The 21116-nt window shown below is 68.8% G+C and carries 24 protein-coding genes and 1 pseudogene; 17 read left to right on the plus strand and 8 right to left on the minus strand.

The window, feature by feature from the left end; translation table 11 throughout:
* From rpsK to JL100_RS06205, 12 genes are all read left to right on the plus strand, one after another.
* Complete coding sequence (gene rpsK, locus JL100_RS06150) at positions 1 to 399, plus strand: 30S ribosomal protein S11 (protein ID WP_044425939.1); 399 nt, start codon at positions 1 to 3, stop codon at positions 397 to 399.
* 238 nt (positions 400 to 637) lie between these two features.
* A complete protein-coding gene (locus JL100_RS06155) occupies positions 638 to 1654 on the plus strand; it encodes a DNA-directed RNA polymerase subunit alpha (RefSeq protein ID WP_202684752.1) in 1017 nt (338 codons plus the stop codon).
* 118 nt (positions 1655 to 1772) lie between these two features.
* Positions 1773 to 2195 carry a 50S ribosomal protein L17 gene (rplQ, locus tag JL100_RS06160; RefSeq protein WP_158044291.1) on the plus strand — a complete coding sequence of 141 codons (423 nt, stop codon included), beginning with the start codon at positions 1773 to 1775 and terminating at the stop codon, positions 2193 to 2195.
* A 91-nt stretch (positions 2196 to 2286) separates the two neighbouring features.
* Positions 2287 to 2628, plus strand: a complete 342-nt coding sequence (locus JL100_RS06165; RefSeq protein ID WP_202684753.1) for a hypothetical protein — start codon at positions 2287 to 2289, stop codon at positions 2626 to 2628.
* A gap of 65 nt (positions 2629 to 2693) precedes the next feature.
* Positions 2694 to 4115 (plus strand): DegQ family serine endoprotease, encoded by a 1422-nt coding sequence (locus tag JL100_RS06170; RefSeq protein WP_202684754.1) that lies wholly within the window; start codon positions 2694 to 2696, stop codon positions 4113 to 4115.
* Positions 4112 to 5413 (plus strand): replication-associated recombination protein A, encoded by a 1302-nt coding sequence (locus JL100_RS06175; protein ID WP_202684755.1) that lies wholly within the window; start codon positions 4112 to 4114, stop codon positions 5411 to 5413. The genes JL100_RS06170 and JL100_RS06175 overlap by 4 nt, the downstream gene beginning before the upstream one ends.
* A complete protein-coding gene (locus tag JL100_RS06180) occupies positions 5410 to 6300 on the plus strand; it encodes a hypothetical protein (RefSeq protein WP_202684756.1) in 891 nt (296 codons plus the stop codon). Before JL100_RS06175 ends, JL100_RS06180 begins: the two co-directional genes overlap by 4 nt.
* Positions 6301 to 6372: 72 nt before the next feature.
* The gene (crcB, locus tag JL100_RS06185; protein WP_202684757.1) at positions 6373 to 6765 is read left to right on the plus strand and encodes a fluoride efflux transporter CrcB; all 393 of its coding nucleotides are present in this window, start codon (positions 6373 to 6375) and stop codon (positions 6763 to 6765) included.
* A complete protein-coding gene (locus JL100_RS06190; RefSeq protein ID WP_202684758.1) occupies positions 6762 to 7748 on the plus strand; it encodes an RluA family pseudouridine synthase in 987 nt (328 codons plus the stop codon). Before crcB ends, JL100_RS06190 begins: the two co-directional genes overlap by 4 nt.
* Positions 7749 to 7835: 87 nt before the next feature.
* The gene (locus JL100_RS06195; RefSeq protein ID WP_202684759.1) at positions 7836 to 8537 is read left to right on the plus strand and encodes an HAD-IA family hydrolase; all 702 of its coding nucleotides are present in this window, start codon (positions 7836 to 7838) and stop codon (positions 8535 to 8537) included.
* A gap of 33 nt (positions 8538 to 8570) precedes the next feature.
* Positions 8571 to 9266, plus strand: a complete 696-nt coding sequence (locus tag JL100_RS06200; protein WP_202684760.1) for an ATP12 family chaperone protein — start codon at positions 8571 to 8573, stop codon at positions 9264 to 9266.
* Between the two features lie 74 nt (positions 9267 to 9340).
* Positions 9341 to 9616, plus strand: a complete 276-nt coding sequence (locus JL100_RS06205) for an SCP2 sterol-binding domain-containing protein (protein ID WP_267133604.1) — start codon at positions 9341 to 9343, stop codon at positions 9614 to 9616.
* Here JL100_RS06205 and JL100_RS06210 read toward each other — a convergent pair.
* Complete coding sequence (locus JL100_RS06210) at positions 9588 to 10169, minus strand: LysR substrate-binding domain-containing protein (protein ID WP_202684762.1); 582 nt, start codon at positions 10167 to 10169, stop codon at positions 9588 to 9590. The genes JL100_RS06205 and JL100_RS06210 overlap by 29 nt on opposite strands.
* A 156-nt stretch (positions 10170 to 10325) precedes the next feature.
* Here JL100_RS06210 and JL100_RS06215 point away from each other — a divergent pair, with 156 nt between their 5' ends.
* The 3 genes and pseudogenes from JL100_RS06215 (at position 10326) to JL100_RS06220 (ending at position 11193) form a co-directional block, all read left to right on the plus strand.
* Positions 10326 to 10592, plus strand: a complete 267-nt coding sequence (locus JL100_RS06215) for an acyclic terpene utilization AtuA family protein (protein ID WP_267133605.1) — start codon at positions 10326 to 10328, stop codon at positions 10590 to 10592.
* Positions 10498 to 10752, plus strand: a pseudogene (locus JL100_RS36995) (hypothetical protein); the annotation flags it as partial. The gene JL100_RS06215 and the pseudogene JL100_RS36995, both read left to right, overlap by 95 nt.
* Before the next feature lie 195 nt (positions 10753 to 10947).
* The gene (locus JL100_RS06220) at positions 10948 to 11193 is read left to right on the plus strand and encodes a hypothetical protein (RefSeq protein WP_202684763.1); all 246 of its coding nucleotides are present in this window, start codon (positions 10948 to 10950) and stop codon (positions 11191 to 11193) included.
* Positions 11194 to 11197: 4 nt separating this feature from the next.
* Here JL100_RS06220 and JL100_RS06225 read toward each other — a convergent pair whose 3' ends face one another.
* Positions 11198 to 14365 carry a PAS domain S-box protein gene (locus JL100_RS06225; protein ID WP_202684764.1) on the minus strand — a complete coding sequence of 1056 codons (3168 nt, stop codon included), beginning with the start codon at positions 14363 to 14365 and terminating at the stop codon, positions 11198 to 11200.
* A gap of 275 nt (positions 14366 to 14640) precedes the next feature.
* Between JL100_RS06225 and JL100_RS06230 the strand changes: the two genes are divergently transcribed.
* A complete protein-coding gene (locus JL100_RS06230) occupies positions 14641 to 16548 on the plus strand; it encodes a glycosyltransferase 61 family protein (protein ID WP_202684765.1) in 1908 nt (635 codons plus the stop codon).
* A 13-nt stretch (positions 16549 to 16561) separates the two neighbouring features.
* On the opposite strand, the gene JL100_RS06235 is transcribed toward JL100_RS06230, so the two are convergent.
* The 6 genes from JL100_RS06235 to JL100_RS06260 form a co-directional block, all read right to left on the minus strand.
* On the minus strand, positions 16562 to 16702 hold the full coding sequence (locus tag JL100_RS06235; RefSeq protein WP_202684766.1) for a hypothetical protein: 141 nt from the start codon (positions 16700 to 16702) through the stop codon (positions 16562 to 16564).
* Between the two features lie 87 nt (positions 16703 to 16789).
* A complete protein-coding gene (locus JL100_RS06240) occupies positions 16790 to 17602 on the minus strand; it encodes a YihY/virulence factor BrkB family protein (RefSeq protein ID WP_407696959.1) in 813 nt (270 codons plus the stop codon).
* 176 nt (positions 17603 to 17778) lie between these two features.
* Entirely contained in the window at positions 17779 to 18750 is a 972-nt protein-coding gene (locus JL100_RS06245; RefSeq protein WP_202684768.1) for a YsnF/AvaK domain-containing protein, read from the minus strand.
* Positions 18747 to 19184: a YsnF/AvaK domain-containing protein gene (locus tag JL100_RS06250; RefSeq protein WP_202684769.1), complete on the minus strand. Its 438-nt coding sequence runs from the start codon at positions 19182 to 19184 to the stop codon at positions 18747 to 18749. Before JL100_RS06250 ends, JL100_RS06245 begins: the two co-directional genes overlap by 4 nt.
* Before the next feature lie 14 nt (positions 19185 to 19198).
* Positions 19199 to 19468 carry a hypothetical protein gene (locus tag JL100_RS06255; protein WP_202684770.1) on the minus strand — a complete coding sequence of 90 codons (270 nt, stop codon included), beginning with the start codon at positions 19466 to 19468 and terminating at the stop codon, positions 19199 to 19201.
* A gap of 372 nt (positions 19469 to 19840) precedes the next feature.
* A complete protein-coding gene (locus JL100_RS06260) occupies positions 19841 to 20116 on the minus strand; it encodes an HU family DNA-binding protein (RefSeq protein ID WP_201072935.1) in 276 nt (91 codons plus the stop codon).
* 375 nt (positions 20117 to 20491) lie between these two features.
* On the opposite strand from JL100_RS06260, the gene JL100_RS06265 reads away from it, so the two are divergent.
* On the plus strand, positions 20492 to 20785 hold the full coding sequence (locus JL100_RS06265; protein WP_202684771.1) for a hypothetical protein: 294 nt from the start codon (positions 20492 to 20494) through the stop codon (positions 20783 to 20785).
* The last annotated feature ends 331 nt before the right edge of the window (positions 20786 to 21116 follow it).

Raw genomic sequence — 21116 nt, forward strand, 5'->3', positions numbered from 1 at the left:
ATGGCCAAGCCTTCTGCCGCTTCCGCGCGCCTTCGTCGTCGCGAGCGCAAGAACATCACCTCGGGCGTCGCTCACGTCAACGCCTCGTTCAACAACACCATGATCACGATCACCGACGCGCAGGGCAACACCATCGCCTGGTCGTCGTCGGGCTCCCAGGGCTTCAAGGGATCGCGGAAGTCGACCCCGTACGCGGCGCAGATCGCCGCCGAGGATGCCGGCCGCAAGGCGCAGGAGCACGGCATGAAGACCCTCGAGGTCGAGGTCAAGGGTCCTGGTTCGGGGCGTGAGTCCGCCCTGCGCGCGCTGCAGTCGGTGGGCTTCGCGATCACCTCGATCCGCGACGTCACGCCGATCCCGCACAACGGCGTCCGCCCGCCGAAGAAGCGCCGCGTCTGATTTATCGGACGGCTCTCTGCCGGATCAGCCTTCGTCGAAGGAATCCGGGGAGGCGTTCACTACCGCGCCTCCAGTTGCCCGCCGTTCCGGGAAAGCCGGCCATAGAGCCATCATGGCCGGTCAAGCATGGGGATGGCGGCCGAGATTGCCGAAACCCTTCCTGTTCAGGAAGGGTATCGGCATTTCTGCGTTGGCACACTGGATATGGCGCGTCAACCCGATGGCATGAGGTCAAGACGTGATCCAGAAGAATTGGCAGGAGCTGATCAAGCCGAACAAGCTCGACATCCAGCCGGGCGACGATCCGCAGAGGGTCGCGACCGTGGTTGCCGAACCGCTGGAGCGGGGCTTCGGCCTGACGCTCGGCAACGCGCTTCGTCGCGTCCTGCTGTCCTCCCTCCAGGGTGCTGCCGTCACTTCGATCCAGATCGAAGGCGTGCTGCATGAGTTCTCGTCGATCCCCGGCGTGCGCGAAGATGTCACGGACATCGTCCTGAACATCAAGACCATGGGCCTGCGCCTGCACGGCGACGGACCCAAGCGGATGCGCCTGCGCGCCGACGGTCCCGGCGAAGTGACCGCCGGCATGATCGAGACCGGCGCCGACATCGAAGTGATGGATCCCGACCTGGTGATCTGCACCCTCGACAACGGCGCCCGCCTGGTGATGGAACTGACGGTCGAGAGCGGCAAAGGCTATGTCCCGGCCAGCCAGAACCGCCCGGAAGACGCGCCGATCGGCCTGATTCCGGTGGACGCGCTGTTCGCGCCGATCCGCAAGGTTTCGTACAAGGTCGACAATACCCGCGTCGGCCAGGTGACCGACTACGACCGCCTGTCCATGCAGGTCGAGACCAACGGCGCCGTGTCGCCCGAGGACGCGGTGGCGCTCGCCGCCCGCATCCTCCAGGACCAGCTCCAGCTCTTCATCAATTTCGAGGAGCCGACCCACGCGGTCGCCGAGGAGCGGGGCGAGGAGCCGCCGTTCAACAAGAACCTGCTGCGCAAGGTGGACGAACTGGAACTGTCGGTCCGGTCGGCCAACTGCCTGAAGAACGACAACATCGTCTATATCGGCGACCTGGTGCAGAAGACCGAGGCGGAAATGCTCCGCACGCCGAACTTCGGCCGCAAGTCGCTGAACGAGATCAAGGAAGTCCTCTCCCAGATGGGTCTCCACCTGGGCATGGAAATCCCGAACTGGCCGCCCGAGAACATCGAAGAGCTGGCCAAGCGTCTCGAAGAGCCGTACTAAGCACGACCAAGCACCATCTCCGTCCGCCGTACCGGTACCCGCCTTCCAGCGGGCCGGGCGGCGGACTTCACCATCGGTCCCGTGAGCGGGGCCAAGCCAGAGGAAGGAGCACGCAACCATGCGTCACGGTATGAGCGGCCGGAAATTCAATCGCACGTCCAGCCACCGCAAGGCGATGTTCAGCAACATGGCCGCCGCGCTGATCAAGCACGAGCAGATCAAGACCACCCTTCCGAAGGCGAAGGACCTGCGTCCGATCGTCGAGAAGCTGATCACGCTCGGCAAGAAGGGCGGCCTTCACAACCGCCGCCTTGCCTATGCCCAGCTCCGGGACGACACCGTCGTCGCCAAGCTGTTCGGCCCGATCGCCGAGCGCTACACCGACCGGCCCGGCGGCTACACCCGCGTGCTGAAGGCCGGCTTCCGGTACGGCGACGCCGCTCCTCTGGCTTTCATCGAGCTGGTCGATCGCGACGTCGCGGCCAAGGGCCAGGACAGCGGTCCGGTCATGGTCGATGACGAGGACGAAGCCCAGGGTTGATCCGACGGACCCAGCGGTTGAGAAAACGAAAGGCAGCCCTCGGGCTGCCTTTTGCGTTCAGGAGTCAGTCTCACCCTTCAGGGAGCAGGTCATGGTGGCGAAGTCGAGTGGACTTGTGCGGGCGGCGTTGGCGCTCGGGTGCTTGGTTCTGGCCTCCTGCGCCGCCCCGGAGCGCGGACCCCGCAGCGGTACCGTCGTCGCTCCGTCCGAGGGTGGCGGCGCGCCTGCGCGCGCGCCGGCGGACGACCTGCGGCCCAACGCGACCCGGGACGACCGCTATTCCTGCCGCCGCGCCTGCGACCGGGATTATTCCGTCTGCATGGATGCCGGGGCCACACGGCGCGGCGGTGTCCTGGGTAATTCCGGCTATGCGAGCGCCACCTGCGAGCGTCAGCTGAACATGTGCATGGTCCGCTGCAACTCGATCCAGTGACGCTTCGGCTTCCGGGTTTCCGGAACCTCTTCTTCTCCCCGTCGCGAATACCCAGATTTCGGTGCATGATGCCGCAGTTTCCGTTCCTCCGCCTCGTCCTGCTGCTGGTCGCCGGCCTGGGGCTCGCCGATCCCGCCTTCGCCCAGCAGCGTGCCGTCCCGGACACGCGCCAGCAGATCACGCTGTCGTTCGCCCCGCTGGTCAAGCAGACCGCGCCCGCCGTCGTCAACATCTACACCCGCCGCGTGGTCCAGCAGCGCATGTCGCCGCTGTTCGATGATCCGTTCTTCCAGCGCTTCTTCGGCCAGTCCGCACCGTTCGGGATGCCGCGGGAGCGTGTCGAACGGTCGCTCGGGTCGGGCGTCATCGTGGGCGCCGACGGGCTGGTGGTGACCAACGACCATGTGGTCAAGGACAGCGACCAGATCACGGTGGTGCTGGCCGACCGGCGGGAATTCGAGGCGCGGATCGTCTCGACCGATCCCAAGACCGATCTCGCCGTCCTGCGCATCACGCCGCCGCGCGGCGAGCGCCTGCCTTTCCTGGCGCTGCACGACAGCGACGACCTGGAGGTGGGCGACCTGGTGCTCGCGATCGGGAACCCCTTCGGCGTCGGCCAGACCGTGACCAGCGGCATCGTGTCTGCGCTGGCCCGCACGGCGGTGGGCGTCAGCGACTTCAACTTCTTCATCCAGACCGACGCGGCGATCAATCCCGGCAACTCGGGCGGTGCCCTGGTGTCCATGGACGGCAGGCTGGTCGGCATCAATTCGGCCATATATTCCCGGAGCGGCGGCTCGCTGGGCATCGGCTTCGCCATCCCGTCCAACATGGTGCGCACCGTGGTCGAGGCCGTGGCGAGCGGCGGAAAGCTGGTGCGCCCCTGGCTCGGCGTGGACGGCCAGCCGGTGACCGCCGACATCGCCAATTCCCTCGGACTCGACCGGCCGGCCGGCGTGCTGGTCAACGCGGTCGACCCGAAGAGCGCCGCGGCAAGGGCCGGCCTGCGGGTCGGCGACGTGATCACCGCGATCAACGGCCGGACCGTCGATGACCCGGAGGGGCTCAAGTTCCGCATCGCCACCATGCCGGTGGGCGGGCAGGCGGCGCTGACGGTGACGCGGGGCGGCTCCGTCCGCCAGGTCGCCTTCAAGGTGACGGCGCCGCCCGAGGATCCCCCGCGCGACACGACGCCGCTCGACGGGCGTCAGCCGCTGGCCGGGGCCACGGTCGCCAACCTGTCGCCGGCGCTGGCCGAGGAGATCGGCTTCTCCGGCCCTGCCGAGGGCGTCGTCGTCCTGGAGGTGACGCGCAACAGCCCGGCCGCCCGGGTGGGCGTCCAGCCGGGCGACGTGGTGCTCCGGATCGACGACCGGGAGGTCTCCAGCGTGGCCCAACTCGGCAAGCTGGTGTCCAGGCCCCAGCAGAGCTGGCGGGTCACCGTGCGTCGGGGCGACCAGGTGCTGACCTCCGTGGTGGCGGGATGACGCTGTTCTCGGCATCGGCCCCGCGTCCCCTGGCGGATCGCCTGCGTCCCAGGACCCTGGAGGAGGTCGTCGGGCAAGACCACCTGCTCAAGCCCGCCGGCCCGATCGGGCGCATGGTGACGAGCCATCGCCTTGCCTCCATGATCCTGTGGGGTCCGCCCGGTTGCGGCAAGACGACGATCGCGCGGTTGCTGGCCGACCAGACCGAATTCCACTTCGAGCCGCTGTCCGCCGTCTTCTCCGGCGTCGCGGACCTCCGCAAGGTGTTCGAGGCGGCCAAGCAGCGGCGGGTCGCCGGTCGCGGGACCCTGCTGTTCATCGACGAGATCCACCGCTTCAACCGCAGCCAGCAGGACGGCTTCCTGCCCTATGTGGAGGACGGCACCGTCACGCTGGTCGGCGCCACCACCGAGAACCCGTCGTTCGAGTTGAACGCCGCGCTGCTGTCGCGCGCCCAGGTCTTCGTACTCAACCGGCTCGACGACGCCGCCCTGGAACTGCTCCTGTCCCGCGCCGAGGCCGAAACCGGCAAGACGCTGCCGTTGGACGCGGACGCGCGGCAGGCGATCAAGGCGATGGCCGACGGCGACGGCCGCTTCCTGCTCAACCTGTGCGAGGAGCTGTTCGCCCTGGCGCCCGACCGGCCGCTCGACACGACCGCGCTGGCCGGCACCATCCAGCGGCGCGCACCCCTCTATGACAAGTCGCAGGAGGGCCACTACAACCTGATCAGCGCGCTGCACAAGTCGGTACGCGGGTCGGATACCGACGCGGCGCTCTATTGGCTGGCGCGGATGCTGGCCGGCGGGGAAGACCCCCGGTTCATCGCCCGGCGGCTGGTGCGGATGGCGGTCGAGGATATCGGCCTGGCCGATCCACAGGCGCTTCCCCAGGCGCTGGCCGCGTGGGAGACCTATGAGCGCCTGGGCAGCCCCGAGGGCGAGCTGGCGCTGACCCAATGCGTGATCTACATGGCGACCGCGCCCAAATCCAACGCCGCCTATACCGCGTCCAAGGCGGCGATACGGTCGGCGCGGGAGACCGGTTCGCTGATGCCGCCCATGCATATCCTGAACGCGCCGACCAGGCTGATGAAGGGCCTCGGCTACGGCAAGGGATACGAGTACGACCACGACACGCCGGAAGGCTTCAGCGGCCAGAACTATTTCCCCGACGGCATGCCCCGGCAGCAGTTCTATCGTCCGCCCGAGCGGGGCTTCGAGCGCGAGATCCGCAAGCGGCTGGACTACTGGAGCAAGCTGAGGGCCCAGAAGGCCGCCGATCCGGACCCGGAATGACCGGCTCCTTCGACGGCCATTTCGACGGCTTCATCGGCATCGACTGGTCCGGCGCCGCGGGCAAGCGGTACCAGGGAATCGCGGTGGCCGAGTGCCCCGCCGGCAGCGCCGCCCCGGTCCTGGTCGATCCTCCCGGCGGCGGGCGCGCCTGGACACGCATCCAGGTGCTGGACTGGCTCGACGCCCGGATCGGCCAGGGCGGCCGGCTGCTGATCGGGATCGACTGCGCCTTCTCCCTGCCGTTCGACACGGCGGCGGGGTATTTCCCGGACGGGACCGGCGACGTGTTCGCCTTGTGGGACCTGGTCGAGCGGGCCTGCCATGCCGATGCCGACCTGTTCGGCGGGGCTTTCCCCCGCGATCCGGCCTATGCCGCCGGTTACTGGACCGCCGGTCCGCGGGCCGAGGGGATGGTTTTGGGGCGGCGGGCAACGGAGGACGCCTGCCGGGCCGACGGCTACGGCTCGCCGGAAAGCCCTTACAAGCTGATCGGCGCCAAGCAGGTGGGCAAGGGAGCGCTGGCCGGCATGCGCCTGCTGCGCGCCCTTCGCGCCCGGCGGGACGACGTGGCGGTCTGGCCCTTCCAGGAGCCCGGGAGCGGCGGAACGCTGGTGGAGATCTATCCCAGGCTGTTCCTGATGCGCGCCGGCTGGGGCCTGCGCAAGGTCCGGAGCTGGGCCGACCTGAACCGCTGCCTCACCCTGTTGGACAGCGACCCGGTGGAGGAGGACCGTCCGGAGCCCAGCGACCACGAGACCGACGCCCTGGTCTCCGCCGCGGGCCTGCGCGTGCTGTCCGGCCTGCCCGAGGTCTGGAATCCCGCCGCGCTGACCGAGCGCGCCCGCCGCCAGGAAGGCTGGATCTTCGGCGTCGGCCTGCGGCGCTGAACGGGTCGCCATGCCTTGCCCCGACCGTCCCGCCCGGCTAGGCTGCGCGCTTCATCGAGGAAGCCCGACCGCATGACGTTCTCTCCAACCCTTCTGCTCGCGGTCGCCGCCGGCGGCGCCGCCGGGTCGGCCGCCCGATTCGTGGTGATGTCGGCGATCGGCCATTGGCTGGGCACCGCGTTCCCCTTCGGCACCCTGGCGGTCAACGTGGCCGGCTCGTTCGTCATGGGCGCGCTGGTGGAGCTGTCCGCGCTGGCCTGGAGCCCGTCGCCGGAACTGAAGGCGCTGCTCACCGTCGGGGTGCTCGGCGGGTTCACCACGTTCTCCACCTTCTCGCTCGATGTCGCTGTCCTCATGCAGCGGGGGGAATTGGCGGCCTCGGCCGCCTATATGGTGGTCTCGGTACTGTTTTCGGTCGGCGGATTGTTCGCCGGCCTTTTCTTGATCAGGGGCATGCTCGGGTGAGCGAGGTCGAAACACGCACAGTCGCCGGCGAGGAGTCGGAGATCCGGCTGGACCGCTGGTTCAAGCGGCATTTCCCGCAGGTCAACCATGGCCACCTGGAGAAGCTGCTGCGGACCGGGCAGATCCGGGTCGACGGCAAGCGGGCCAAGGCCAATGTCCGGCTGGAAGCGGGCCAGACCGTGCGCATCCCGCCGCTCGGGGATCTCCTGGCCGAGCCGGCGCCGGGAGCGGCCAAGCCGAAGGTCAGCCGCAAGGACGCGGCGGAGATCCAGGGGCGGGTGCTCTACCGCGACGCCGACGTGCTGGTGATCGACAAGCCGCCAGGGCTGGCGGTCCAGGGCGGGACGGCGACGCCCCGGCACCTCGATGCCATGCTGGACGCCCTGCGGTTCGACGCGGACGAGCGGCCCAAGCTGGTCCACCGGCTGGACAAGGACACGTCGGGCGTGCTGGTCCTGGCCCGCAACGCTTTCGCCGCGACCAAACTGGCGGCGGCGTTCCGCGGCAAGGACGCCCGCAAATACTACTGGGCGGTGACGGTCGGCGTGCCCCGCCCGTTCCAGGGCAAGGTGGACGCTCCCCTGGCCAAGGAGCCGACAGGCCGGGGCGAGCGGGTCGCGATCGACGACGAGGAGGGCAAGCGCGCCGTCAGCCTCTATCAGGTGATCGAGCACGCCAACAAGAAGGTCGCCTGGGTGGCGCTGTGGCCCTTGACCGGCCGCACCCACCAGCTGCGCGTCCACATGGAGGCGATCGGCACGCCGATCCTGGGCGACGGCAAATATGGCGGCCCCGACGCCTTCCTGGCCGGCGCCGGCGTTTCCGGCAAGCTGCACCTGCATGCCCGCCGCCTGATTCTGCCCCACCCCCGCGGCGGCCGGATCGACGTGACGGCGCCGCTGCCCGAGCACATGGTCAGGACCTGGGATTACTTCAGCTTCGATAAGGAGAATGACGGCGATCCCTTCGCGGCGCTCGATTGACGCCGGGCGGGCTTAGCGCCGCCGCGTTTTCGTGCTATTGGGACGAAAAAGCAGGGTGCTAAGAATACAAGGAAAAACCCGACCATCATGCCCTTCAGCGACACATCCCGGCCTGCTTCCAGGCCGCTGCGCCTTGCCCTGTTCGACTGCGACGGGACCCTGGTGGACAGCCAGTTCGCGATCGTCGCCGCCATGAACGCCGCGTTCGTGGCGCTGGGGCTGCCGCTGCCCGACGCGGCCGCCGTCCGCCGCGTCGTCGGCCTGCCGCTGGTCCAGGCGATAGCCGTCCTGCTGCCGGACGGCCAGCCGAGGCTCCACATGGCTCTGGCCGACCGCTACAAGCTGGCCTTCTCCGATGCGCGAAACCGGGGCGCCCACGAGGAACCGCTGTTCCCGGGCATCCGCGATGCGCTCGACGCGCTGGAGAATGCCGGCCTGCTGCTGGGCGTCGCGACCGGCAAGTCGCGCCGGGGGCTGGTCGCCACGCTGGACCAGCATGGGCTGCTGGACCGCTTCGCGACCCTCCAGACGTCCGATACCGGCCCCGGCAAGCCTCATCCGGACATGGTATTCCGCGCGCTGGCGGAAACCGGGGTGGAAGCGGCCGACACCGTTGTCATCGGCGACACCACCTACGACATGTTGATGGCCGGCAGCGCCCGCGCCGGCGCGGTCGGCGTCGCCTGGGGCTATCACGAGGTGGCGGAACTGACGGGAGCCGGGGCGCAGCGGGTCTGCGAGACGGCCGACCAGGTGCCCGTGGCCGTCCTGTCGCTGCTCGACCGCTAGAACGCCCATCGGGCGCAATGGATGAAGTGAGAGATGAAGAGGTTCTACAAGGAAGTCACGGTGGCGCAGACCGACGCCGGCCATGAGGTCCGGCTCGACGGCCGGCCGCTTCGCACCCCGGCCAAGGCGCCCCTGGCGCTGCCCAAGCCCGACCTGATGCGCGCCATCGCCGACGAGTGGGATGCCCAGCGGGAAAACATCAAGCCGGCCGAAATGCCGGTGACCCAGCTGGCCAGCACCGCCATCGACCGCATCCCCGCCCAGCGGGCGGAGATCGTCCGGGCGGTCGCCGCCTATGCGGAAACCGACCTGCTGTGCTACAGGGCCGACCATCCGGCCGAATTGGCGGAGCGGCAGGAACGCATCTGGCAGCCGCTGCTGGACTGGGCCGCCGTCCGCTACGGCGCCCAACTTGAAGTCCATACCGGCATCATGCCCAAGCCCCAGCCGGCCGAAGCCTGCGCGCTGCTGGCCCGGGCGGTGGAGGACCTGGACGATATGGCCCTGGCCGGCCTTCAGAACGCGACCTCGGCGCTGGGTTCCCTGGTGCTGGCGCTGGCCCTGATGGAGGGCAGGATCTCCGCCGAGGAGGCCTATGCCGCGGCCCAGCTGGACGAGACCTTCCAGATCGAGCAGTGGGGCGAGGACGCGGAGGCCACGGCCCGCCGCGCCGCCCTGCGGGCGGACATCCTGGCGACGCGGCGGTATCTGGATCTGGTTAAGGCTTGAATGGTATCAATGGGAACCGGTTACCTTCAGATCACACCACGGCGGCCATGACCCTCGACCAGATTGAAGCCAAGATGCGCAAGCGTCTGACGCAGTTCCGCGCCTTCAACGGCGCAGCCCGATTCGACTTCGGCAAGGACGGCCTGCTGCGGCTGGACGCGACCAAGACCCCGGCGACCCTGCACCGGGAAGACGGCGATGCGGTCTGCACCATCCGCATGACGCTGGAGAATTTCGACCGGATGCTCGACGGCGACCTGAACCCGACGCTGGCCTTCGCGACCGGCAAGCTGAAGGTCCAGGGTTCCATGGGCTCGGCGCTCAAGCTGGCGTCGCTGCTGGAGGAGTGACCGCCAGCAGCTCCCGAAACGCTTCCGCGGCCGGCGGCAGCGAGCGGCCGGTCTTCAGGACCAGCGTGATGGAGCGGCGCAGGCGCGGTTCGGCGATCCGGAGCGACGGGATCGCCGGGTCCAGGCGCAGCTCGATCGCGGTGGAGGGTAGGATGGCGATGCCCAGGCCGGCCCGCACCAAGCCCAGCGCCGTGCTCATGTAGGTGACCTCGTAGGCCGGCGCGGCGAGGTGGCCCAGGTCGAAGGCCCGGTCGGTGAGGCGGCGCACGCTGCTCGACATGTCCATCAGGATCAGCGGCTCCCCGGCGAGCCGTTCGAGGCTGACCTCCCGCTCATGGCGCAACGGGTGCGTCGCCGGGACCACCGCCCGCATCTCGTCCTCGAACAAGGGAACGTCCGTCAGGCCGGCTTCCGGCTCCAGGTCGGCGCCGATGCCGAAATCGACGCTCTCGTCGCGGACCATCATGTTGATCCGCTCGACCACGGAATCGCGGATCACGACCCGGATGAGCGGATGCCGTTCCTTGAACCGGGCGATCAGCGGCGGAAGCACCGTGGCGGCGACGGAGCCTACAACAGCCGGTATTTCGGCCCGGTGGCGACTGCCGTCGTAACCGGAACCGCCCGAGCACTGCTAATCAACCGATCCATATTCTCTTTCTAAATCGGCAAGCTGTCCGGGACCGGAGGCCTGGTCACGGCGGCGACCGTGAAGGAGCAACTCCTGTACGAGGTCACCGACCCGTCCGGCTATGTCACCCTCGACGCGGTCGCCGACTTCCGCGGCGTGCGGATCAGGCCGGTCGGTCCCGACCAGATCGAGGTCACCGGCGGAACGGCGCGACCGCGTCCGGACACGCTGAAGGTCAGTGTCGGCTATCATGCCGGCTTCGTCGGGGAGGGGGAGATTTCCTACGCCGGGCCAACGCGCTCGGCCGTGCCCGGCTCGCCGGCCGGATCCTGGCCGAACGGCTGAGGCCGCTGGTCCAGGATCTGGCCGTCGAGTGCCTCGGCGGCGAGGCGGTCCGGCGGCACCTGTCGCGCACGGTCACGGGCGAGTTGGTCCGTTTCGAGATGCCCAACGTGCGGCGCTCCAGTTCGTCTGCCGCCAGGCGCTCCACAGCGGGGTCACGACCTCCCTGGCGATCGATCCCGATGGCAAATGCCTCAGTTCCGAACTGCTCGAACTGGAGATCGATGCCGGGGAATTATGTGCCTCAGGGTTGATTTCAATTTTGGGGTTGATTGCAATTAACTTTAATGTAATCCGGATGCGGAATGATCTCCTCCAGCCGGGACGGTTTGGTGCCGTCCGCATCCGGAGGGTGAGCATGTCGGTTGGGGCTGGATCGGTTGCGGTTGGACAGTGCTTCGTCAAGGCGGGCGCCTCGTACCCCGATGTCTGGCAGGTCGTCAGCATCGACCGGCCGCCGGGCTCCATCGCCCACGCCCGCTTGGTCCGCCTGAGCAATCCCGACGACAGGAAGACGCTGTCGCTGGTGGCCCTGGCCGATCGGCGGCAGTACGTGCCCCACGAAGGCAGCAAGATCCTGCGCCGCCGGCTGGGGGCGCTGTAGGCGCTCAGGCCGCCGTCTCCGTCAGGCCCAGGGCTGCCAGGGTGTCCTCCAGCGCCGATTCGAGGCGGGCCAGCAGGCGGAATGCCTCTTCGGGGGGGTGGTCGGCATCCTCCAGCAGATGGGCGATCGCCTGCACCCGTGTCGCGCCGAAGCTGGCAGCCACTCCCTTCAGGCTGTGGGCGGCGCGCCGGGACGACCCGGCATCACCGGAGTCCAGTGCGGTGCGCAGGGCGGCCAGTTCCTCCCGCGCCGAGTCGGGGAACATCTCCATCATCATCGCGTAGCTCTCCCCGACGGCCGCGCGCAGCTCGTCGAGCCGGCCGGCATCGATCAGCGGCAACTCGACCAGCAGGTCCGTCCCTGGTTCCGGAGGGCAGTCGCCTGCGCCGTCCGGGGGCGTTCCGCCTTCCTCGGCCTCGCCGGCTTTTCCGGTGCCGTGGGTCAGGGCTGCGATGGCCGAGGCCAGCGCGCTCCAGTCGATCGGCTTGGTGAAATAGCCGTCCAGCCCTGCTTCCAGGTATCGCTCGCGGTTGCCGGAGACCACGTCGGCGGTCAGCGCCGCGATCGGAACGCGGCCGGCCGGGCCGGGCAGGGCACGGATCTCGCGGGTGGCGGAGGCGCCGTCGAGCACCGGCATCTGCATGTCCATCAGGATCAGGTCATAGCCACCGCGCCGCGCCGCTTCGACGGCCGCCCGGCCGTCCTCGACGGCATCGACACGGTGGCCCAGCCGTTCCAGCATCCTGACCACCATCAGGCGGTTGACTTCGTTGTCCTCGGCCAGCAGGACGCGTGCCCTGCGTCCGGCCGCCGCGGGAGCGGCCGGGGCCGGCTCCGGCGGGGGAAGCTCGGCACGGCTTCGTCCCAGCCGCACCGTGAAATGGAAGACGGAACCCTTCACCAGGGCGCTGCGGACGCCGATCTCGCCGTCCATCGCCTCGACCAGCCGCTTGCAGATGGCCAAGCCGAGGCCGGTTCCGCCGAACCGGCGCGTGGTCGTGGTGTCCGCCTGGACGAATGCCTCGAACAGCCGGGATCGCTGCTCTTCGGTCATCCCCATGCCGGAGTCCGTCACCTCGAACCGCAGCAACACCCTGTCGCCTTCCTCGTCGCGGAATTCGGCGAGCCGGACCCGGACGGAACCCGCCGCGGTGAACTTGATCGCGTTGCCCACCAGGTTGAACAATACCTGACGCAGGCGGGTCGGATCGCCGGACACGACGGACGGAGCGCCGGCCGGGATGTCGGCGGTCAGCCGCAAGCGCTTCTCCGCCGCCCGTCCGGCGAACAGCTGGATCACGTCGGCGACGGTCCGGCGCAGGTCGAAGGGGATCGTCTCCATCTGGAGCTGGCCGGCTTCGATCTTCGAGAAGTCCAGGACGTCGTTGAGGATGGTAAGCAGGATCCCGGCCGAGGCGGCGAGCGTCTGCACGTAGCCTCGCTGCTCCCCCGACAGCGGTGTGCCCATCAGGAGGTCGACCATGCCCATCACGCCGGTCATGGGGGTGCGCAGCTCATGGCTCATCATGGCCAGGAACTGCGATTTCGCGTCGCTCGCCTGCTCCGCCACGCGGCGCGCCGCGTCCAGGTCGATCGCCAGCTTGCGAAGCTCCACCGCCTGGGCGGCCAGCCGATCGCTCGCCTCGCGAAGCTCCTGCTCGTAGCGGACCCGCTCGGAGACCTCGCGCATCGCGGTCAGCAGTCCACCATGACCCTCGGGCGTTCCCTCCAGCCTGCCCGCCACGCTTTCGAACCAAAGCCAGCGTCCGTCGCTGTGCCGCAGGCGGAACACCGCCGGCCCGGGCAGGCCGTCCATCATCTCGGCGTGCTTGCGCTCGATCAGCGGCAGGTCACCGGCATGGATGAACTCACCCAGGCGGCGGCCCACCATGTCTGCCGGAGCGCGTCCGAGCTGCTTCTCGCAGGAAGGCGACACATAGAGGATCGTCGTGTCCGGAGCGTGCAGGCAGATGATGTCGGTGGCGCTGTCGGCCAGCAGGCGAAGCCGCCGCTCGCTCTCCCGGACCTTCGCCTCCTGCTCGCGCAGGGGGGTGATATCGGTCAGGATGCAGACGATGCCGCCGTCGCGGGTTCGCCTTTCAGAAACCCGGAAGTGCCGGCCGTCGGGCAGGCGCTGCTCGGTCGGCGTCTCCGGCGGGAAGCGGTGCGCTGCAACCCTTTCCGCCACCCAGGCTTCGCGGTCGGCACCCGCGTCCGGGATCTCGCGGCGGGCGATCCCGGCCCGCAGGATCTCCTCGAAGGTGACACCGGCGGGGGAGTCGAAGGCGGCGAGCTGGGGCGTGGCCGCGACGTAGTTGTCGTTGTACAGCACCAAGCGGTCGTCGGCGTCATAGAGGGCGAACCCTTCGGATATGCTGTCGATCACGTCCCGCAGGCTCTGCTGCGCCGTGCGCATGCCATCCTGGGCAAGCTTGCGGTCCGTGACGTCGGTGCCGACGCTCTGGTATCCCTCGATCCGGCCCGCCCGGTCAGCGAGGGCCACGTTGCGCCAGCGGATCCAGCGCTGCTCGCCCGACGCCGTGACCACGGCGTTCTCGTTGACCATGACCGGCGAGTCGCCATCCCCAAGCGCGGTGCGGCTGCCGAACAGCGTGACGACCCGCTCGCGGTCCGAGGCGGGCAGGGTATCGGCGAAGCGGCGGCCGACCAGGGAACCCGGTGTTCCGCCCAGCATCCTGGCATAGGCGTCGTTGAGATAGGTCAGCGTGGTGTCGGGCAGGAAGCGCGAGATCAGATCCTGCTGCTCGTCGAGCACGCCGCGGTAAAGCTCCGCCATCCGGGCCAGCTCCTGCCCGGCGGTCCGACGGGCGGTGACGTCGGTCGCGGTCCCCATCAGGCGGGCGGCCCTTCCGGCGCAGTCCAGCAAGGGGACCACCCCGATCCTCACCCAGTGCGCGTGGCCGTCCAGGACGAACTGGTGGTCGAAATCGACGGCGCCGGACACGTCCAGGCAGCCACGGAGCCCTGCGCCCGGGTCCCGCTCCACGAAGTCCCGGAAATCCTCCTCGGAGAACCCCGACATTGTTCGGAACCGCCGGTTCATGCAGAGGGGGCGGAGCCGGCCGTCCTCCGTCGCGTCCACGACGAAGGCCGGGGCGCCGACGGTCTCGATGATCCCCGACAGTTCGTTCTCGGCACAGGTCGCGAGCATCGGTGCGTCTGTTCTTTCCCGGTTCGAACGAAGAGGAGCGGCACGTTCCCGGCATCCGGTACGAAACCCCCAGGCCGCCGGGCCGGACTGCACCATGTATAGAGAAGGGTTGCGTTTCGTCAATCCGGACGTGCGCCGGCTTCAAATCGGTCGCAGGCCGTGGCGACCGATTGGGAGAACGTCGCGCTTCGAACCATTGCCGTGACTTCGCTGCGCCATGCACGATACGCTCGTGTCCAGCCCGTCCGGGCTCAATCGATCGGATCGACCCGACCATGAACGGCACGCCAAGCCAACCATCCCACGATCCGGACGGCCGGGAGCCGTCCACCCTGTTCGACCGAGCCCGCGAATATCTGCTGGCCGGGAACACGGCGACGGCCGACACGATCCTGCAGCGCGGCCGGCTGCTGGCACCGGACGACGCCGCCATGGCCTATCTCCATGGCCTTTGCCTGATGCAGGCGGACGATCCGCGGTCCGCGGCGGAAGCTTTCGCCGCTGTGCTCCGGCTCGATCCCGGCAACGGCAGGGCCGCCCTGTTGCTCAGCCGCGCGCTGTGCCGGGCCGGCGACCGGGCGGAGGCGTCGCGGTGGCGGACGGAGCTGGAGCGCCGCCACCCCGGCGATCCCGCGCTGTTGAACGAGCTTGCCGCCGACCTGCTGGAGGAGGGGGACGAACCCGCCGCCGCGCGCCTGCTCGACCAGGCGATCCAGGCGTCTCCGGACGATCCGGACGTGCTGCACAACCTGGGTGTCGCCTGTGCCCGGCTCGGCAGCCTGGAGCGTGCCGAGATGCTGCTGCGCCGGTCGCTGGAGCGCCGGCAGGGCATGCCGGCCCGGCGCGACGCGTCGGAAGCGGCGCTGGCCGGCGTCCTGGCGACGCGCGGATTCTTCGACGAGGCCGAGGCAATCGCGGGCGGGCTGCTCGACCGCGGCGCCGAGGAGGTCCATGCCTGGACGGTCCTCGGCACCGTGGCCGCGCGGCAGCGGCGGCCGGCGGCGGCGGTCGAGGCATTGCTGAAGGCCGAGGCGCTGGCTCCGGCCGATCCGGGCGTCCTGTCCAACCTGGCGGCCGCCCTGGACGAGGGAGGGCGGGTCGGGGAAGCCGAGGAGCGCTGGCGGCGCTTGGCGGCCTGCGGTCATGGAGAAGCGGAAGCACGGACACGGCTTGCGTCGCGCACCCCCGCGGCGGGTGAGGCGATCCGCCGGCTGCTTCCCCTGGATGCCCTGAAGCCCCCGGACGGCGGTCCGGTGGAACTGTCCGGGATAGACCTCTGCATCGACCAGTGGCATCTGGTCCAGGACGACCGTCTGGCGCTCGACCTCGTGTTCACGCCGCCGCTCGGCGCGAGCAGCTTCGTTGCCGCCGCCGACGGGACCGGCTTCGTGCTGGTGCGCGACGACCTGGACCGGCACCGGATCGACGAACCGGCGGTCTTCCTCGGCGGCACCGGCAATTACTATCACTGGATGCTCGACACCCTGCCTCGGCTGGCGGCGGTCCAGGGGCTGGACGGGCGGCTGCTGGTCAATTCAGCGCCGAACGGCTTCCAGATGCGGACGCTGGGGCTGATGGGCGTTCCGTCCTCCCGCCTGATGGTGCCCGACGCGCCGGCCCTGACGCGATTCGCCCGCCTGACCGTTCCGGGCCTGGTGTCGCGGCCCCGGCGCGCCGACGGCCAGATGGACTGGATGGTGCCGTCGGTGGGGCGGGAGGCGGCGGCATGGGTGCGGGACCGGCTGATGGACGGGATCGCCGTCCGCCCCCGGAAGCCCGGGCGCATCCTGGTCTCGCGCGAGGGCTCGCTCTTCCGGCGGTGCGACAACGAGGGGGTGATAAGCCAAGTCGCGGCGCGGCGCGGCTTCGTCACCGTGAGGCTGGAGGAACTGTCGTTCGACGAGCAGGTCTCGCTCTTCGCGGGGGCGGAGATCGTCATGGGCGTCCACGGCGCCGGCTTCACCAACATGCTCTTCGCGCCGCCCGGGGCGCTCCTGATCGAACTCCACCCCGCCGGCCATCTGCCGGAGTTCTACCGCCACCTGACGCGGCTGATGGGGCAGGGGCACGCGGCGATCGGCGGTGCCCTCACCCAGGCGCTTCGCCCGGCCCGCGAGTACAATTGGAATTTCAGGATCGATCCGGCCGAACTGGACCTGCGCCTCGCCGAGCTGGGAGCCTAGGCCGGACCGCCGGTCAGCCCTGGGCGATCGAGGCGACCAGCAGGAACAGCACCACGGCGCCGAAGACCGCCCAGCCGACGCGGGTCAGGCGTCGGCGGACGGCGGGGAAGAGCGCCGCCAGGACGGCCAGGATGAGCAGGATCTTGAAAAGCATGGGCCTTTGTGCACGCCGCCCGCGATCCGCGCAAGCCTGCCCGCCTTGTCAGTCGCCGTTGTCAGCCGCCGTTGTCCACCACCGTTGTCAGCCTGCCCGGCCCTGGGCCGCCGGCTGCGCGTGGCCGCGTGCCCGGCTGCCGTGGGTCAGGGAGAAGGCCCAGGTGATCTCCGCCCCGAACAGGAAGATCTGGGCGGAGTAGTATACCCACATCAGGACGATCACCAGGGCGCCGGCGGCGCCGTAGGCCGACGCGATGTTGCTGCTTCCCAGGTAGAGGCTGATCAGCAGCTTGCCGATCGAGAACATCACCGCCGTGATGAAGGAGCCGAACCAGACGTCGCGCCACGGGATCCGGGCGTCCGGCAGCATCTTGTAGATCATCGCGAACAGCGTCGTGACCACGGCCAGCGAGATCACCAGGTTGGTCACCTGCATCATGAGGTCGAGGCCCGGCATGATGCCGGCGAGATAGTCGCTCAACGCCGTCAATCCCGCGCTCACGACCAGCGAGACCAGCAGCAGGAAGCCGATGGCGCCGATCAGCGACAGGCTCAGCAGGCGTACCTTGACCAGCCACACGACGCTCGATCCCTGCGGCGGCTCGGCCTTCCAGATGACGTTGAGCGAGGACTGGAGTTCGGCGAACACGGTCGTGGCGCCGACGATCAGCGTGACCAGGGCGACAACGGTCGCGATCGTCCCGGAGACCGGCTTCCCGGCGCTGGCGATCATGGCCTGGAGCGCCGCGGCACCCTCGCGGCCCATCATGCCCTCCAACTGGCCCATCAGGGCCCCCTGCGCCGCCTCGGGCCCGAACACCAGCCCGGTGATCGCGATGATCAGCAGCAGCATCGGCGCCAGCGAGAACAAGGTATAGAACGCGATCGCCGCGCCCATGCTGGCTGCCCGGTCCTCAAGCCACCCGTTGAAAGCGGTTACCAGAATCCGCCAGGCTTTTCCGAACGGCACGTGATCCAACCCTTTCATAGGAAATCCCCGGCGGCGCCGGAAGCGCCGTCGGGGATCGGTAGTCCCTGGAACTGCCGGGGACCCGAAGGCCCCGGGCTCCGTCCTCAGATGTCGCGGTCGCGATCGACCGCGCGGTCGGTAGCGGTCCGGTCGGTATCGACGGCCCGATCGACGTCCACCTCGGTTCGGCGCACCGTGTCCGAGACATGCTCGGTCCGCTCGGTGACATCCTTGCCGACCACGACCTCCTCGGTGATGCGGGCGGTCTTGGAAACGACGGCCTCCTCGGAGGTCTCCGTCAGGTTGACGGTCCGCTCCCGGAAGGCGTCAGCCCCGGCATCGACGGGACGATCGACCGCGCGGCGTTCCACATGGACCGATTCCTCGCGCAGCCGGACGCTTTCCTCGACCGGCGTCTCGACCACGTAGCTGCGGACCCGGACGCCGCCGCCCTGGACCTGCCGCTTGCCGACGGCGATCTCCTCCTCGGCGATCGGGATCACGGTCTCCTCGCCGGCGGCAGTCCGGTCGCCGGTCGTGGTGTTGGAGGTCCGCATGGACGACGCGGCCTCGGTCAGGCCGGTGCCGGTATAGGGGCCGGCATCCTCGTCGTAGCGGCTCCAGCCCTCGGAACGCCAGCGCGAGCCGCGCTCGTCGATGTCCACCGCGCCATGGTTGCTCATGATCTCCAGGCCGCGCTCGACATTGTCGTCGGCCAGGCGGGCGATCACCAGCGCGCCGCCGCGGCGGACGCCCTCGGCATAGACATGGGAGTCGTCCTCGGGAACGCCGGCGCTGCGAAGACGGCTCAGGATGCCGCCCGACGCGGTGCCGGGCGTCGCCGCCGTCCCGGTCCCTGTGGTCATCCCGGCAGCGCCGGTAATGCCGGGCACGCCGGCGGCCATCGATCCGGCGCCCAGCGACGGGTCGGAGGCACCGGCGCCGGACAACCCGGCGGAGCCGATTGAGGAACTGTCGATGGTCTCGGTGCCGGTGAAGCCGGCGGCGGAAAGATCGCGGGTGACGCCTTCGGCTTCGGCGGCACTGTCGTAAAGGGCGACGACGGTCTTTGTCATTGCTTGGCGCTTTCTTTTGCTGTGGATGATCCGGTCGGATCGCCGTCGGCGGTCTCGCGCTCGACGATTACGTCCTGCGACCGGAGCGTTACGTTTTCCTGATGGCGGCTTTCCGTCCTGCGGCGACGGATATGGATCTCCTCGCGCAGGAACAGCCGCTTTTCGACGACAAGGCGTTCTTCGACGACCGGTATCACCAGCGTTTCGCCGTCGTCGTAGACTTCCGGCGTCTCGTGGATTTCCCGGTCGATCGCGACCCTTTCCACGTCGACGGCGACGGATGCCAATGCCTGGTCGATCGCCTGTTCGTGCTCGCGCGTCACGGTCCGTACCCGGACCCGGCCGGTCTCGACCTCGCGCGTGCCGATCCTCAGCTCTTCCTCGACAACCGGAATGGTCTGCGGCCGTGTCTGGTCGTCCGGTCGATCCGCCATGTCTTGGGGCCTTATCAGAACAGGTAGAGCAGGGCGAGGATGATCAGGACCACCACGACGGCGGGAATGATCCATTTCGCGGGCGAAGCCGCCGTCGCCGCGCTGGCCTTGCGGTTCGCGTCACCCGCCGTGTCGGTCGAACCGGCTGCGGTCGACGCGGTCCCGAGGGAACTGGCGCCGGCCGTCCCGGCGGTGGTGGAGGCGGCGGTGTCGCTGCCGGTCGAATAGACGCCTATCTTGTCAGGATTTGCGCCGCGTGCCGATGTGTCGTCCGTGTTCGTCATGGGGGGCGAACCTCTCGTGATTGTCGATCCAGATGTGCAACCACAACAGCGGCGACCGGCATTGATCGCGCGGACTAATTTGGGCCGTGTTTATCCCAAAAGAGCAATCGGGGGGGCACCTGCTCGGAGCGGGCGACGCGAAGCATCCGCGCTTCCAATAGCGAACGCCCCGGAAGCTGGTGCTTCCGGGGCGCTTCACTGCGGCTTTCTGGTCCGCCGTTCCGTATGTCCGGAGCCGCCCTGAATGGACGGCCCGGTACCGGGGCGGCGGAATAATCAAGGACGATGCAGGGGGCGGCACCGTTCCGACGCCGGCGCTCCGGGATACCAGTCCTGGAGCGCGAATGGGTAATCCGCCGGCTTTCCGCTCGGTCAGCCGTTCAGGGCGTCCTTGAGGCCCTTGGCTGCCGAAAACTTCGCCTGCTTCGACGCAGCGATGGTGATCTTCTCGCCGCTCTGGGGATTGCGCCCTTCGCGAGCGGCCCGTTCAGCCACGCTGAAGCTGCCGAAGTTCGGAACCTTGACCTCGTCGCCGGACGCCAAAGCCTGGGCGATGACAGTGAACGCGGCGTCGACCGCCTTGCCGGCATCCGCTTTCGTCTGCCCCGTCTGGTCGGCCACGGCGGCCACGAGTTCGGCTCGATTCATGGTGCTCCTCGATAATCACTGGTTTCGGATCTTGCACAACGTCGGGCGTCTATAAGCCACGAACACTAAGAGGTAATGAAGAATGGCTTCTGTCCAGCGCTTTCCCGTTGGCCCTGTCTCTTGGGGCGGAGTTGTCACAACGCTGCATCACCAGAACCCCCCTTTCGGGTTGGGAATCGTGCAAAGCCTGCCTTGGCTGCACGTGGCCTGTCAGAAATCAAGCGGCAATTCTCAGTTCGGCGGCGGCGCGGCGGCGCTGGATGGAATCGCCGGACGGCACCTCCGCGAGTAGGATCTGTTGTATCCGGTGCCGCCGCGCGCTCACGTGCGGTCGCCGAAACACGGTTGGACAGCGCCAGCGCAAGAGGATCGACCATGGCTGACGAAAACTCGAAAGACAGCGAAGCGCCGCCGAGGACGGAGGCGGTGCCTCCCGCCGTGCCGGAAGCAAGTGACAGCGGCATCTCGGCGTGGCAGCCGGGAACGGCGGGCGGATCGCCGCCCGAAACGCCGATGCCGCCGTCCGATGCGCCGGGCGGCGAGACCGACATCGCGGCGGTTCGGGGCCGGATCGCCGAACTGCAGCGCGAGATCGACCGCCTTGGCGCGCTTGTCGACGGAGCTGTCGGCAAGCTTTCGCGGGACGACGGGAGAGGCGGCGGCCGTTAAGGCGCCGCGATCCCGGTGCCAGCCAGGATTCTGTTCGCCGGATTTTAACTTAATAATAATGTGGAAACAAAAGATCCACATATAATTTGGGATATCCTGTTGACCTGATGGGATTTGGCCGCAAATATGACGGCGACCCTTCGGGGTCCGCGGGCATTTGATGGACTCAGCTTGCGCCGCGTCACCAAACGCTAAAGCGCCACGAACAGGATCGTGGCTCGAATTCGAGGAGACCGATCATGTCCACGGCCCATCGCCCCGGACCTTCCGCGCGCGGCTTCAGGAAAATGCCGATCCGTTGTCGCTGATCGCGGCCACGTTCGCCCCTATC

The sequence above is a fragment of the Skermanella mucosa genome, assembly GCF_016765655.2.
In the GTDB taxonomy this organism is placed as follows: Bacteria; Pseudomonadota; Alphaproteobacteria; order Azospirillales; family Azospirillaceae; genus Skermanella; species Skermanella mucosa.

What these genes read in the sequence shown, in the direction of transcription:
- rpsK (WP_044425939.1), top strand. Translation starts at nt 1, where the DNA reads ATGGCCAAGCCTTCTGCCGCTTCCGCGCGCCTTCGTCGTCGCGAGCGC.
- rplQ (WP_158044291.1), top strand. Translation starts at nt 1,773, where the DNA reads ATGCGTCACGGTATGAGCGGCCGGAAATTCAATCGCACGTCCAGCCAC.
- JL100_RS06165 (WP_202684753.1), top strand. Translation starts at nt 2,287, where the DNA reads ATGGTGGCGAAGTCGAGTGGACTTGTGCGGGCGGCGTTGGCGCTCGGG.
- JL100_RS06170 (WP_202684754.1), top strand. Translation starts at nt 2,694, where the DNA reads ATGATGCCGCAGTTTCCGTTCCTCCGCCTCGTCCTGCTGCTGGTCGCC.
- JL100_RS06175 (WP_202684755.1), top strand. Translation starts at nt 4,112, where the DNA reads ATGACGCTGTTCTCGGCATCGGCCCCGCGTCCCCTGGCGGATCGCCTG.
- JL100_RS06180 (WP_202684756.1), top strand. Translation starts at nt 5,410, where the DNA reads ATGACCGGCTCCTTCGACGGCCATTTCGACGGCTTCATCGGCATCGAC.
- crcB (WP_202684757.1), top strand. Translation starts at nt 6,373, where the DNA reads ATGACGTTCTCTCCAACCCTTCTGCTCGCGGTCGCCGCCGGCGGCGCC.
- JL100_RS06195 (WP_202684759.1), top strand. Translation starts at nt 7,836, where the DNA reads ATGCCCTTCAGCGACACATCCCGGCCTGCTTCCAGGCCGCTGCGCCTT.
- JL100_RS06200 (WP_202684760.1), top strand. Translation starts at nt 8,571, where the DNA reads ATGAAGAGGTTCTACAAGGAAGTCACGGTGGCGCAGACCGACGCCGGC.
- JL100_RS06205 (WP_267133604.1), top strand. Translation starts at nt 9,341, where the DNA reads ATGCGCAAGCGTCTGACGCAGTTCCGCGCCTTCAACGGCGCAGCCCGA.
- JL100_RS06220 (WP_202684763.1), top strand. Translation starts at nt 10,948, where the DNA reads ATGTCGGTTGGGGCTGGATCGGTTGCGGTTGGACAGTGCTTCGTCAAG.
- JL100_RS06225 (WP_202684764.1), bottom strand. Translation starts at nt 14,365, where the DNA reads ATGCTCGCGACCTGTGCCGAGAACGAACTGTCGGGGATCATCGAGACC.
- JL100_RS06230 (WP_202684765.1), top strand. Translation starts at nt 14,641, where the DNA reads ATGAACGGCACGCCAAGCCAACCATCCCACGATCCGGACGGCCGGGAG.
- JL100_RS06235 (WP_202684766.1), bottom strand. Translation starts at nt 16,702, where the DNA reads ATGCTTTTCAAGATCCTGCTCATCCTGGCCGTCCTGGCGGCGCTCTTC.
- JL100_RS06240 (WP_407696959.1), bottom strand. Translation starts at nt 17,602, where the DNA reads ATGGGCGCGGCGATCGCGTTCTATACCTTGTTCTCGCTGGCGCCGATG.
- JL100_RS06245 (WP_202684768.1), bottom strand. Translation starts at nt 18,750, where the DNA reads ATGACAAAGACCGTCGTCGCCCTTTACGACAGTGCCGCCGAAGCCGAA.
- JL100_RS06250 (WP_202684769.1), bottom strand. Translation starts at nt 19,184, where the DNA reads ATGGCGGATCGACCGGACGACCAGACACGGCCGCAGACCATTCCGGTT.
- JL100_RS06255 (WP_202684770.1), bottom strand. Translation starts at nt 19,468, where the DNA reads ATGACGAACACGGACGACACATCGGCACGCGGCGCAAATCCTGACAAG.
- JL100_RS06260 (WP_201072935.1), bottom strand. Translation starts at nt 20,116, where the DNA reads ATGAATCGAGCCGAACTCGTGGCCGCCGTGGCCGACCAGACGGGGCAG.
- JL100_RS06265 (WP_202684771.1), top strand. Translation starts at nt 20,492, where the DNA reads ATGGCTGACGAAAACTCGAAAGACAGCGAAGCGCCGCCGAGGACGGAG.